Source organism: Peribacillus sp. P4_B1 (assembly GCF_056402395.1).
This window is the reverse complement of sequence record NZ_JBFUHM010000018.1, coordinates 55,114-68,339: the sequence shown is the minus strand read 5'-3', so window position 1 is coordinate 68,339 and position 13,226 is coordinate 55,114. Positions and strand designations below refer to the sequence as shown.

Genomic DNA, 13,226 nt, shown 5'->3' with positions numbered 1-13,226 from the left:
CTTAAAGAAGACTTTTTTTTATTTTATTTAACTAAAAAGGAGCAGTGAAAACTATGTACAAAACTGAAACATATCTTGCTCAATTAGGAAATCGCAGTGAAACGGCGACAGGAACAGTCAATCCGCCAGTTTACTTTTCAACAGCTTTTCGCCATGAAGGAATCGGCCAATCGACTGGATTTGATTATACAAGGACAGGTAATCCTACACGCCAACTATTGGAACGATCCATCGCAGATCTGGAAAAAGGCGACCAAGGGTATGCCTGCAGTTCAGGAATGGCAGCCATTTCTACTATACTGGCCTTATTTAAATCAGATGATGCATGGATTGTCAGCGAAGATCTTTATGGCGGTACATATCGTCTGTTGGAACAAGGGTTTAAGAAATGGGGATTGAAGTGCGACTATGTGAACACTTGTTGTTTGGAGGATATTGAAAAAGCCATCACTCCTCACACGAAAGCCATCTTCATCGAAACTCCCACTAACCCTCTTATGCAGCAAACGGACATTAGCGCCGTTGCAGCATTGGCCAAACGATTTAATTTATTGTTAATCGTTGATAACACTTTTTACACGCCTCTTATTCAACAACCCATCCTGCTTGGAGCAGATATTGTGATCCACAGTGCAACCAAGTATCTCGGTGGTCATAATGATGTGCTCGCTGGACTGATCGTTGCTAGCGGCGCTGAATTATGTGATGCACTTGCCTTCCATCATAATGGCATGGGAGCTGTCTTGAGCCCCTTTGATTCCTGGCTGCTGATGCGCGGAATGAAAACCCTGGCATTACGGATGGAACGTCATGAAAAGAATGCCAAGATACTTGTAGATTACTTGGCGGAACATGATTGTGTTACAGATGTATTGTATCCCGGTAGAGGCGGCATGATTTCATTCCGGATCATTGATGAAGCGGCGGTCAACCCATTTTTACAATCACTCTCATTAATTTCGTTTGCAGAAAGCCTTGGAGGGGTTGAAAGCTTCATCACCTATCCTGCTACACAAACACATGCCGATATACCGCTTGAAGTCAGAACGGCGAACGGGGTTTGCAATCGCCTGCTGCGCTTCTCCGTCGGCATTGAAGACAGCGAAGATTTGATCCAGGACTTACAGCAAGCATTCGCACATGTAAAAAGGGAGGCACTACAATGACCACTCATGATTTCAGCTTTGAAACCAAATTACTTCATAATCAACATAAATTCGATCCTGCAACAGGCGGTGTGAGCGTCCCCATTCAGCACGCATCCACTTTCCATCAATCCGATATCGATCAATTCGGCAAATATGATTACAGCAGAAGCGGGAACCCAACTCGCGAAGCACTGGAAGATATCATTGCCGAACTTGAGGAAGGCACTCACGGTTTTGCCTTTTCATCAGGTATGGCAGCCATTTCAACAGCTTTCCTGCTGTTGTCTGCCGGAGACCATATCGTCATTTCCGAAGATGTGTATGGCGGTACGTTCAGGATGGTCACAAACGTTTTGACGCGTTTCAATATTGAGCATACATTCGTTGACATGACGGACCTTGAAAGCATTAAAGCTGCCATTCAGCCAAATACGAAAGCCATATACATCGAAACGCCTTCAAATCCATTACTTAAAGTGACCGATATTAAAGCAGTATGTGATATCGCGAAAAAAGCCGGTGCCTTAAGCTTTGTTGATAATACATTCTTGACCCCAGCATTACAAAAACCACTGAATCTGGGCGCTGATGTTGTCCTTCATAGCGCAACGAAATTTTTATCCGGCCATAGTGATGTGATAGCTGGACTTGCCGTAGTAAAAGATCCGGATTTGGCAGTAAAACTCGGTTCCCTCCAAAACTCCTTTGGAGCGGTTCTTGGTGTACAGGACGCCTGGCTTGTAATGAGAGGTCTGAAAACCTTGTCCGTTAGAATGGAACACTCCCAAAAAGGGGCAGAAAAGATTGCCGCCTACTTAAATGAGCAGCCTTTGGTGAAAAAGGTTTATTATCCTGGCCTGGCCGATCATCCACAGCACGAAATCCAGCAAGGCCAGTCGCTTGGTGCAGGGGCGGTCCTATCATTTGAATTGGAAAGCGAAGAAGTCTTCCGCTCTTTCGTGAACACTGTCGAGCTTCCTGTCTTTGCCGTAAGCCTTGGAGCGGTCGAATCGATTTTATCCTACCCGGCCAAAATGTCCCATGCTGCCATGCCTGCTGATGAAAGGGAAAAGCGAGGCATCACGAACAGCTTGCTCCGCCTCTCTGTCGGACTTGAAAATCCGGACGATTTAATCAAGGATTTCGATGCTGCCCTCGTAAATATTGCAAAAGGGGAAGCAATTGCTGCAAAATGATTAAAGGATGGGTGCCTCATAAATTATGGGCACCCACTTGTTTGCATCATTTTAATTCTTTTTCAACCTATTAATAAATAAAGGCCAACGATTTCTCGATGGCCTCTCTTTCATTTCTTCATATTATATTTATCCAAAAATCGGTCCACCCGTCCGCCTTTTTCAGCAAACTTCTGCTTTCCAGTATAAAAAGGGTGGGTATCTGAACTGATCTCCACTTTTAATAACGGATACGTTTGCCCATCTTCCCACTCGATCGTTTCATTGGACGTTTTCGTGGAACCTGTCAAAAATTTATAACCACTGTTGGTATCCATAAATACTACTTGTCGATAATCGGGATGAATTTCTTGTTTCACTATTATCACCTCATTGTTAATATGGGTATACGTTAAACGTAATCATTACTATTATTAATCATTTTGCTTGAAGGTGCCAATAACCGGCACCTCCTTATAGTTTAATCTTGATTATCCATACTTATTCAATTGTGCTTCAACCGGCCATCCCGTTATGCGGACCGGCCTGCAGTTCATACATTTGATAATACTTCCCTTTTAATTCCATTAATTCTTCATGTGTACCTTGCTCGGAAATCCGCCCTTTATCCAGTACAAGAATTTGGTCGGCATTTTTAATCGTGGAAAGTCTATGTGCAATGATGAAGGTCGTTCTCCCTTTTTTCAGCACATCCATTCCCTCCTGGATAATTGCCTCGGTTTCAGTGTCGATGCTTGCAGTCGCTTCATCCAATATCAGAATCGCCGGATTGAATGCAAGAGCACGTGCAAAAGAGATGAGCTGCCGCTGTCCAGAAGATAACGTTCCTCCTTTTTCAATCACGGGTTCATCCAGCCCTAAAGGAAGATGCTTCAGCACTTTGTCCCCTCCTACATCTTTTAATGATTTTTCAACCATTTCCCTTGTGATGCCTTTATGATTCAGACTGATATTGGAAGCGATGGTGCCAGTAAATAAATAGGGATCCTGTAGGACGATTCCCATATGCTCCCTAAGCGTTTGATGGGGGATATCCAAAATATTCCTTCCATCAATTTTGATTTGCCCTTCGCTGCTATCATAAAAACGGAACAGTAAATTCATTATTGAACTTTTTCCTGATCCAGTATGGCCTACTAAAGCGACCGTTTCCCCTTGCTTAGCTGAGAAGGAAATGTCCCTTAACACATATTCTTCATCCTTATAGCCAAAAGAAACATTTTCAAATTGCACGTTTCCTTTGTATCTGGATATGTTTTCATCACTGACAGCCAATCCCTGCTCATCCAATAAACTGAATGCCCGCTCCCCTGCAACAAGTGCCTGTTCTAGGTTGGCGAACTGATTGACGATTCCGTGAAGCGGATGAAGCAATCGGCTGATCAAATCAACAATTGCATACATCATTCCTAAAGAAATGGCTGAACTCGCTGTAAGGGAAATCCCGCCGAAATACCAGACGAATGCCATTAGCGCCAAAACCTTAATGACACCAATCAAGTTTCCACCCGTCAACGAATTCAAATGGAGCATTTTATTTTGATAGGAATAATGCTCCCGGTTCAAATTTTCAAATGTTTGCTTCGTTTCCTTTTCACGTCCAAATGCCTGAATGATGCTCATTCCAGAAATGGATTCATTGATCATCCCATTAATATCGCTGACCCGTTCCCTAATGATGTGATTATATTTCGAGGCGAATTTACGGTATACAGTCGTCCAGATAACGATGATCGGAATAAGTAAAAGACCAATGGTACCAACACGTGCATCCAGAATAAACAAAGCAATGAGAACGCCGAAGATATTAATTGTGCTCGAGAAAAAGTTGGCGAGCACGGTTACATATAATTCCCGGATCGCTTCCGTATCATTAGTGACCCTTGCTACAACTTTTCCCGCTGGCATATTATCGAAATAACGTATCGGTAAACGGGAAATATGCTTAAAAATATCATTTCGCATCTTCTGAATGATTCGGTTGGCCGCTTTCTGCAAATAAAAACTCTGCCCATATTGAAAAATGGAAGAAATGATGACAAGGCCAAAGTAAAAAGCCACAAGCTTAAGGATCCGCGGAATTTCCGGTTGGTAAAACCGCATCACTTCCTGACTGGTCAACTTCACTGCTTGCACCCGTTGCTCTTTTCCGTCTTTCTTGATGATCAACGATTGGTTCTCCAAGGTTCTGCGTCCATCCATTGGTACAGCTTCATTTACGAAGACAAATTGATTGCCAACCTGCAGAACGTGGACTTCCCTGCCTTTCTTCTCACCTTCAGTGAAGTAATCAGCCCGTTTATACCATTTTTCTTCATACTCCACAGCATCTTTTCCTTTAACCGTTTCATACCAGGAGGATTCGATGCCAAGTATATGTGAATCAATGATTTTCTTGGCAACGAACGGACCCGTTAAATCGGCCGCTACCGAAAGTGCCAGCATGATCAGGGCGCCAATGATCAATTTTTTATAAAGGGCAGCATAATTAAAAAGTTTCTTTACGACCTTCATGCCTTCACCCCCGTTCCTTCATCAACCTGCTGCCGCTCGTATTGCTCCCTATACCAGCCATTATCCTGCAGTAAATCTTCGTGAGTCCCCTCTTCGATGATCTCTCCGCCATCCAACACGATAATCCTATCCGCGTGCTGAACGGCTGATAAGCGATGGGTTGTGATGATGGTCGTTTTCCCTGCCCGTTCATTTTGGATATTTTCAATGATGGTCGTTTCCGTTTTCGCATCCACAGCGGATAAGGAATCATCCAATATTAGGATTTCTGGATTTTTGATCAGTGCCCTGGCAATCGAGATCCTCTGCTTTTGCCCTCCAGATAGAGCGACACCCTTCTCACCGACAAGTGTCTCAAGGCGGTTGGGCAGCATCATTAAGTCCTTCTCAAAATCCGCAAGCCGGATAGCTTCAGCCAGTTCATCTTCCGTTGCATCCATTTTACCGAATAAGATATTTTCCCTCACAGACTTTGAGAATAAAAAATGGTCCTGTGGGACATAGCCGATCCAATTACGAATATCTTCAAGGTCCAGTTGCTCCAGCGGTATGCCTGCAAAAGCAATTTCTCCTCTTCCTAAAGGATATTCCCGCAGCAATTGCTTCACGAATGTCGTTTTTCCACTTCCTGTCTTCCCAACTATCCCTAATGTTTGACCACGCTCAAGCTGAACGGAAATATTGGATAGATTCACAACTGTTGAGGATGGGTATGTAAAAAACACGGAATTGAATTGGATATTTTCCGGATTCGGAATACTCTCCAGACCCAATGAGTTCTTCACATCCGCCTCATATGAAAGGGTGTCTTGAACACGGTCAAGCGAAGCATTCCCCCTTTGCATGACATTGATCAGTTCGCCCACCGCGATCATCGGCCAAATTAACATACCTAGGTAAACATTGAACGAAACAAGTCCGCCAAGCGTTATGGCCTGTTGAAAAACAAGATAAGCCCCGTAGCCCAAACCGATTAAATAACTGATGCCGATGATAATGCTTATCGTCGGATCAAAGAGGGCGTCGATTCTTGCCACCGCGAGATTTTTGCGATAAACATCCTCTGTCATTTCATCAAATCGCTTTTCATCCTCCCGTTCCTGGACATAAGCCCGGATGACCCGGACACCTGAAATGGATTCAAGGACCTTGTCATTTAAAGAACCAAAGGCTGCTTGTGCATCCGTAAAACGTTTGTAAATTTTCTTCACGTAGATTTGCATCATCACTGCCATGATCGGAAGTGGCAGCACCGCCGCAATCGTCAACTCCCAGCTGATGGTGGCGCCCATCATGACCACAACCGTAATGGTGAACAGAACCGAGTCAACGAGCGTCAATATCCCGAAACCAGCTGTGAGGGAAATTGCCTTTAAATCATTGGTTGCCCTGGCCATTAAATCCCCTGTACGGTTTTTTTCATAAAAAGTCGGCGTCATTTTCAGTAAATGGCTCATAAATCCGGACCTTATTTTTCGTTCGACCAAGTTTCCGCCGCCGAATAACAGAAAACTCCATAAGTAACCAAATAGGTAGCTTCCGCCCAGTACCATAAGCAAATAAACAACGTATTTCATGACACCCTCCTGCGTCATGCTGCCATTGTTCATATCATCGATGGCATTTCCGACGAGCTTTGGCGGGATAACCTCCAGGATATTGACTAGACATAGAAATAAAATGGCATAGGTATAGCGCTGCCACTGTTCTTTAAAGAACCAGGACAGCTTTTTAAAAATCGCAAACATGAATTCCCCTCCCTTTTGTTAAAACCTTTCCCTTCACTAACCGCTTTCTGGATCTCCGGGCTGCAGTAAGACTCCCAATGTCATTTGTCTCATTTAAAACTCCTCCTATCTCTTATATGGAAAGGCCGCTATTGCACCTGTATCCCCAAAGCCAAAAAGCCTCCGCCAATTAGCGGAAGCTTTTTTAGATGTGTAAGAACACATATAAAGGCGCAGGCCGCGAAAATTCACAACCTGCGCTTTAAAATGATCAATGAGCACGTTCTAATCCTTTGTTCTAGAAAGACAAAGTTTCAGGGCAGGCGGACGTATGATATTCAATTGTGATATCTATGTGCTTAACTGATTTAGTCATGACGTTCGCCTCCTTCTCCTTGATTAATGGTAATATTTAACTTATATTAAAAGATTACTACGTGTGTATATTTTTGTCAATTGTGACTTTTCTAGATTATTGATGGATAATCCTTTATTCTTATAATGACGTAACCTAAGGAGGTTCAGCATATGCCATGGAGAAAATATATACTCCTAGCGGTTCCCTTTTTATTATCATCCATTTTCATCTTATTTGCCGTACCGGTCCAATATAGACCGGTTTCCTTCATTCCTGTTTTACTTTTCTGGATAGTTTATTATATTTTATTGTACCGGGAAAAGAAGAAGAAAAATAACTGATGACGAAAGAAAACCATCAACAATCAACTTGAGGGCGTTGCAAATGCAACGCCCCTTTCTTGACGGCCCTGCATATAATGATCGAAAAACATTCGTGGTGATTGTATGTTCTCGCAATATGTGCAGAAGCTGTTAGGCAAACTCCCTGTCAAAACAAAACCCATCATCGATGCTGAAAGATATGACACGCTAAAATCCCATTTACAAAAAGAGCTTTTTCAGCCTTTGGATGTGTCTAAAGCTTTTTTACCTATGGAATCGGCTCTTATAAAAAGCATTCGAACCGAAGCAGCTGCCTGGAACCGGAATAATGCTACAAGAACTCATATCTGGCCTTTTATAATCGTAATCCAGAGGTCCATTGGGCCTTTTTAGCACATATGGTTTCGAGGAATGGGGGATACCATATGACTGATTTGAAAAGTTCATCCATGACCCATCTCTTTGACAGAGCGGAACGGCAGAAATTTTTCCAGTTCCTTGAGCGCGCCAATTCAGCGATATTTGCCGATGCCTTCCCCCAGCTGCTTTTATATGAACATTCTAAACAAAAAGAACTTCCAATACGGAAATATTTTCCGGTATTCCGCATTTCAAGATTCATGGCCCCGATTTGGGAATCTTTCATCGAAGAACCCCATTCACCCCTTTTGACAACATCCCTTATCATTAATGAACAAAGAATGCTTCAGGAAAGGGTAATAAAACGCACCCGCCATGGTGAAATCCTTCGAAGGCTTGATTTTCAGCTGCAGGAATACTTAGGCTTCATGAACGTTATCTTTCCTTACGCGAATAAACAAGACGGACTCCGTTCCTTGACCGGCCTGACCGTAGACCGCTTTGCCAATCCGAAACAGCGTATTGAAACGGGAAAATTCTTATACGGGCTTCTTTTTCAGGATCCGGTTGTTTTTCACGGTGTTGGCCAATTTACAAAAGAGGTTACACACTGGTTCAAGAGAGGATTACTGGGAAAGCATATATACCTCTGATGCATCCGCGGCAAAAGATGATAAAGTTTATAGCCCCATTCTTCATGATGCATGGGCAGATCAAATTGTCTTTCCTCCCCCTTCCATTGATTGGTTCACGAATGAAAGCTTCATAGAAGATTTAAGAAGTTCACCGATTATAAAAAAAGCGGACCTGACCAACAAGGTGCTTGAAAATGTAAAGCATCTCAAAACCCTTAACGGAATGAAAGCCATTTTCTAGATCAAGCCTCTTACTTTGAATATCCCATCCTCCATTTGGCAAGAATGGTTAGCAAAAAGAATGGGTGAATCGAATGAGAGGCATTGTACTATTGAATCCAAACTACAATATCGGGGATTTACATGCAAACGAAAGCTTTGCAATCCAAAAGATCGTGACGGACAAGTATATAGACGAAAATAATATTTCCCCGGTCATATTGAATCCGTATCAAATCCATCCTTATTACACCATCCCGCATGAGCTTCTTTTCAATTTACAGAATCGAAAAAAGTGTCAAATCGATTGCCTGGTGCTTCACTCTCTAGCTACGATAGAACGTTTCATCTATATTTACCCTGAAAAGTGGCTTGAGCTATGCGGATATTTCAAAGAGACAATCAGTGTGGCGACTCAAACTCCCGTTCGGAAATACGAAGCAAATTAATGCTTGAATAAAAAATCATGGTACTTAAGGCATTGTGGATCGATTCTCCAGGGTGAAAAGTCCTTGATTGTTCATTTACAATAACCATCATTCTATTTGAGGCTCCCTTTTTTACTGAGCTACACGATAATAAAACTCTTTTATTATTGGCGCCGTATTCTTCCCCCTCTTTTTTATCTATTAAAATCCCTCGCAAATCATTGGCAATTAATTCGTATTAATTTTCCCAATTGCGCGATTACTAGTATTTTTATAACTCCTAAACTATCTTTTGGAAATATAGATAAATTTACGGATAAAGCATAGAAAAATAAGTTAATTTTATATATCATTGGAGATAGGAATTTTCTTATTTTTTACTTTTACTAGAAAGGAATGTTAATGATGACCAAAGAAAAAAAGAAAAAAAACCCAATTCCTTTCCGATTGAACATTTTTTTCTTTTTAATATTCATTTTATTTTCAAGCTTAATAATCCGGCTTGGCATCGTCCAAATCGTGTATGGGGATGATTACCTCCGTGAAGTCGATCGAACGGAAAACGATGTGGCCAATACCCCCGTTCCCCGTGGGAAGATGTATGACCGGAACTTAAATCCGGTCGTTGATAATGAGCCACGCAATGCCATTACCTATACGAAATACCCGAATACGAAAACGGCCGATATGGTAAAGACGGCTGAGGTCCTTGCTACCTTGATAGAAAAAGATACAAAAAAGGTAACGACCCCGGATAAAAAGGATTTTTGGATTTTAAAACATCCGAAAAAAGCCGAAGCTTTGATTACCAAGACCGAGAGGAAGAAAGTAGACGAAAAGAAACTGAAGCAAAAAGATTTATACAAACTTCAAATGGAACGGGTAACCGATGAGAATATCAAGGAATTCACCAAGGATGAATTGGAAGTGATAGCCATCTTCCGGGAATTCAATAGTGGCTATGCCCTCGCCCCTTCCATCGTGAAGAACAAAGATGTCACTACAAAGGAATATGCCAGGGTCAGTGAGCATTTGGATGAAATGCCAGGCGTTGACGTAACGACTGATTGGGAAAGGACCTATAAGTATGACGAGACCCTCCGCTCGGTTCTGGGCAAAGTCTCTTCTTCCGAAGAAGGGATTCCCAGTGAAAATATTGACTATTATCTGGCACGCGACTATACCAGGAATGATCGGGTCGGAAAAAGTTATCTCGAAAAACAATATGAAGATGTCCTGCGCGGCCAAAAGACGCGGGTTGAAAATGTGCTGAGCAAAGGGGAGGTCATCAAAACGAATACCCTCACCGAAGGACAAAGCGGAAAAGACTTGGTCCTGACAATCGATATGGAGCTGCAGCAAAAGGTAGAAGCTATCATCGAGAGCGAATTGCGGAGGGCGAAAGCTAAGGGAAATACCTATTTTTTGGATCGTGCCTTCGTCGTTTTGATGGACCCGAATACAGGCGAGGTGCTTACGATGGCCGGCAGGCAATACGGTCGTAACAGTAAAACCGGCTTGACCGAAATGAACGATTTTGCCCTTGGAAACATTACGACCTCCTATACGATGGGATCATCCGTTAAAGGAGCCACTGTCTACACAGGCTTTCAAACGGGAGCCATCTCACCAGGGTCGGCTTTTTTTGACAGAAAACTCCTTTTAGCAGGGGCTCCTAAGAAAGGCTCTTATAATGATTTAGGGTATGTAACGGATGTCACCGCGTTAAAGAAATCGTCGAATGTCTATATGTTCATGACGGCAATCAAAATTGCCGGAGGGCATTATGTTCCAAATCAGCCTCTAGGAATCAACCGGGAAGCTTATGCCATCATGCGGAATCATTATGCCCAATTCGGATTGGGTGTCCGTACTGGCATCGACCTGCCAAATGAATCCGTAGGGTTTAAAGGAACCGATATGTCAACAGACGGATTGCTGCTGGATTTATCAATTGGCCAGTATGATACATATACTCCTATGCAATTGGCACAGTACGCATCGACGATTGCAAACGGTGGAAAAAGGCTTGAGCCACATATGGTCAGGGAAATCAGAAATCCTTCTGACGCACACAAAGAATTGGGGAGCGTTTTTAAAACGATGAGTCCCAATGTATTGAACGATTTAGGCGGGAAAGATGTTTGGATCCAGCGTGTCCAGGAAGGATTCAGACAGGTTGCCCAGGAGCCGGGCGGGACGGCATATAAATATTTCGGCGGTAAGTCCTACCGTGCGGCAGCGAAAACGGGGACAGCCGAAGCCTTTTACGACGGACCGCGAAGAAATCAATATAGTGAACCAGTCCCGACTATCAATCTAACACTTGTAGGTTATGCACCTCACAATAATCCAGAAGTGGCATTCTCTGTCGTCGTGCCATGGGTCTATCAAGGTAAGCCTTCTGACGATATTAACAAACAGATCGGGAAGCAAGTAATGGACACCTATTTTAAATTGAAGGAAGATAGATTAAAAGGTGAATCTGATGCAGACAATGCAATAGAAAGCACACAATGATGGTTTACACAAAAGGCCTGCTCGATTAAGAGCAGGCCTTTTTGTGCTCCCACTACTCCAGCTTTTGAACGAATTCCTTATATAGAGCCCTTAGTGCATCTCCCCTGCTGATGATGCCGACGACTTTATCATTTTTGTCCACGACGGGGATTTTCTTGAAATGATGCTTGGAAAGGACTTTTATCAATTCATCTAACGGATCTTCGGGGGAGAGCTTTGTAATTCTTTTATTTCTTATGATTTGTGAAACTTTATCATTCATTTTGGATGTAACCTTTTCATCCAATTCTTCACCTGGAAGAACCGTAATGTATGTGAAATACCCCATGATGGCTTCCTCAGCAGGTTTCAAATAACGAAGGATATCCCCGTCCGTCACCATTCCCAATAGCTTATCGCGTTCATCCACAACCGGGACCCCGCCCACTTTATTTTCGATCAAGATTCGCAGAATTTCCTTTAGTGTAAAATCAGGACGGGCTACATAGACTTCCCTTATCATGAAATCCTTAACTAACATAATACCACCCCTTTTTTTTAAGTTCGTCTTCTAAATTCATCTCCTTTCTATTTATACCCTTTTTTGCTCTATTTAAAAACCCTTGCTGCCTGGACTGCCTTTTTCCAGCCATTATATAAATCCTTCCGTTCCTGCTCTTCCATCTTAGGTTCGAATTCCTTATCGACGGCCCATAGCTTTGAAATCTCTTCCTGGCTTTCCCAATAACCGACTGCGAGCCCAGCTAAATACGCTGCCCCTAACGCTGTCGTCTCACTAATAACCGGCCTTTCGACTGGTACATTCAAGAGGCCGCTTTGGAATTCCATCAAGAAGTCGTTTTTGCCAACGCGCCATCGACCCTCAATGCCTTTAGGTTAATTCCTGAATCGATTTCCATGGCGCAAAGGACATCTTTTGTCTGGTAGGCCAAAGCTTCCAATGTTGCCCGTACGAAATGCTCCTTCGATGTCCCCCTTGTTAATCCGAATACCGCTCCCCTCACATCACTATCCCAATAAGGGGTACCTAATCCAACAAATGCTGGGACGACATAGACGCCATCAGCTGAATTGACCCGTTTTGCATACATTTTCACTGTCTTTCGAATCATTCAAGAGTTTTACCCCGTCCCTTAACCATTGTATGGCCGAACCTGCAACAAAAACACTGCCTTCCAATGCATATTCGACTTTTCCGTTCAGCCCCCATGCAATCGTGGTCAATAGGCCATGCTCTGATTTCACTGCCTTTTCTCCTGTATTCATCAGCATAAAGCTCCTGTACCGTACGTATTCTTGGCCATTCCTATTTCAAAACATTCTTGGCCGAACAAAGCGGCCTGTTGATCCCCCGCTGCCCCGGCAATCGGGATTTCGTGGCCAAAGAAATGATGTGGCGCTGTATTCCCATATACCTCCGATGAAGAACGAACATCCCAGCAATCTGTTCTGGTTTTATATTCATTTCCGATAAACAGGAAGCGATTACCGATAAAATGGAACCCCAAATTGCATTTGCATTGTGCTCCACCCATCCAGGATTCGGGAAATATTGGATGAATTCCTTTTGGGCAATATGCAAACCTTCCCTTCTTTTATTAAGGCTCTTTTCGTAAAGATTGTTGTTTTTAAAACGAAACTATTTAAGGTTGATTGGAGCGGAAGTGCGAGACGCATGCGAGAGCAGCGGGACAGGTGAGACCCCACAGGCGTTTACGCCGAGGAGGCTCACCGCCCGCACCAAGGAAAGCGAGCATCTGGAGGGGAAATCACCACAACTCACTACCTGGTAAATAGC

At 43.1% G+C, this 13,226-nt stretch carries 11 protein-coding genes and 2 pseudogenes; 7 read left to right on the top strand and 6 right to left on the bottom strand.

The window, feature by feature from the left end; translation table 11 throughout:
- Positions 1–53 precede the first annotated feature (53 nt).
- Positions 54–1,166 carry a methionine biosynthesis PLP-dependent protein gene (locus tag AC1DVK_RS12670; RefSeq protein WP_477626600.1) on the top strand — a complete coding sequence of 371 codons (1,113 nt, stop codon included), beginning with the start codon at positions 54–56 and terminating at the stop codon, positions 1,164–1,166.
- Positions 1,163–2,344, top strand: a complete 1,182-nt coding sequence (metC, locus tag AC1DVK_RS12665) for a cystathionine beta-lyase (protein WP_477626599.1) — start codon at positions 1,163–1,165, stop codon at positions 2,342–2,344. The genes AC1DVK_RS12670 and metC overlap by 4 nt, the downstream gene beginning before the upstream one ends.
- A 110-nt stretch (positions 2,345–2,454) precedes the next feature.
- Here metC and AC1DVK_RS12660 read toward each other — a convergent pair whose 3' ends face one another.
- The 3 genes from AC1DVK_RS12660 to AC1DVK_RS12650 all read right to left on the bottom strand — a co-directional run bounded on the left by AC1DVK_RS12660 (position 2,455) and on the right by AC1DVK_RS12650 (position 6,606).
- Entirely contained in the window at positions 2,455–2,703 is a 249-nt protein-coding gene (locus tag AC1DVK_RS12660) for a type B 50S ribosomal protein L31 (RefSeq protein ID WP_061461980.1), read from the bottom strand.
- A 136-nt stretch (positions 2,704–2,839) separates the two neighbouring features.
- Positions 2,840–4,858, bottom strand: a complete 2,019-nt coding sequence (locus AC1DVK_RS12655) for an ABC transporter ATP-binding protein (RefSeq protein ID WP_477626598.1) — start codon at positions 4,856–4,858, stop codon at positions 2,840–2,842.
- Positions 4,855–6,606 carry an ABC transporter ATP-binding protein gene (locus AC1DVK_RS12650; protein WP_477626597.1) on the bottom strand — a complete coding sequence of 584 codons (1,752 nt, stop codon included), beginning with the start codon at positions 6,604–6,606 and terminating at the stop codon, positions 4,855–4,857. The genes AC1DVK_RS12655 and AC1DVK_RS12650 overlap by 4 nt, the downstream gene beginning before the upstream one ends.
- A gap of 507 nt (positions 6,607–7,113) precedes the next feature.
- Here AC1DVK_RS12650 and AC1DVK_RS12645 point away from each other — a divergent pair.
- The 4 genes from AC1DVK_RS12645 to AC1DVK_RS12630 all read left to right on the top strand — a co-directional run bounded on the left by AC1DVK_RS12645 (position 7,114) and on the right by AC1DVK_RS12630 (position 11,428).
- Positions 7,114–7,284, top strand: coding sequence for a hypothetical protein (locus AC1DVK_RS12645; protein ID WP_155727248.1), 171 nt, complete (start codon positions 7,114–7,116; stop codon positions 7,282–7,284).
- A 329-nt stretch (positions 7,285–7,613) separates the two neighbouring features.
- Positions 7,614–8,279 carry a DUF2515 family protein gene (locus AC1DVK_RS12640; RefSeq protein ID WP_477626614.1) on the top strand — a complete coding sequence of 222 codons (666 nt, stop codon included), beginning with the start codon at positions 7,614–7,616 and terminating at the stop codon, positions 8,277–8,279.
- Between the two features lie 296 nt (positions 8,280–8,575).
- Entirely contained in the window at positions 8,576–8,929 is a 354-nt protein-coding gene (locus AC1DVK_RS12635) for a hypothetical protein (RefSeq protein ID WP_061461976.1), read from the top strand.
- Between the two features lie 384 nt (positions 8,930–9,313).
- Positions 9,314–11,428 carry a peptidoglycan D,D-transpeptidase FtsI family protein gene (locus AC1DVK_RS12630; protein WP_477626596.1) on the top strand — a complete coding sequence of 705 codons (2,115 nt, stop codon included), beginning with the start codon at positions 9,314–9,316 and terminating at the stop codon, positions 11,426–11,428.
- A gap of 52 nt (positions 11,429–11,480) precedes the next feature.
- Here the strand turns inward: AC1DVK_RS12630 and AC1DVK_RS12625 are convergent, their stop codons facing one another.
- The 3 genes and pseudogenes from AC1DVK_RS12625 to AC1DVK_RS12615 form a co-directional block, all read right to left on the bottom strand.
- Positions 11,481–11,948, bottom strand: a complete 468-nt coding sequence (locus AC1DVK_RS12625; RefSeq protein ID WP_125161110.1) for a CBS domain-containing protein — start codon at positions 11,946–11,948, stop codon at positions 11,481–11,483.
- Positions 11,949–12,016: 68 nt separating this feature from the next.
- Positions 12,017–12,864 (bottom strand): annotated as a pseudogene (locus tag AC1DVK_RS12620) (FGGY-family carbohydrate kinase); the annotation flags it as partial.
- 56 nt (positions 12,865–12,920) lie between these two features.
- Positions 12,921–13,010 (bottom strand): annotated as a pseudogene (locus AC1DVK_RS12615) (hypothetical protein); the annotation flags it as partial.
- A gap of 40 nt (positions 13,011–13,050) precedes the next feature.
- Between AC1DVK_RS12615 and AC1DVK_RS12610 the strand changes: the two are divergent.
- Complete coding sequence (locus tag AC1DVK_RS12610; protein WP_477626595.1) at positions 13,051–13,221, top strand: hypothetical protein; 171 nt, start codon at positions 13,051–13,053, stop codon at positions 13,219–13,221.
- Positions 13,222–13,226 lie beyond the last annotated feature (5 nt).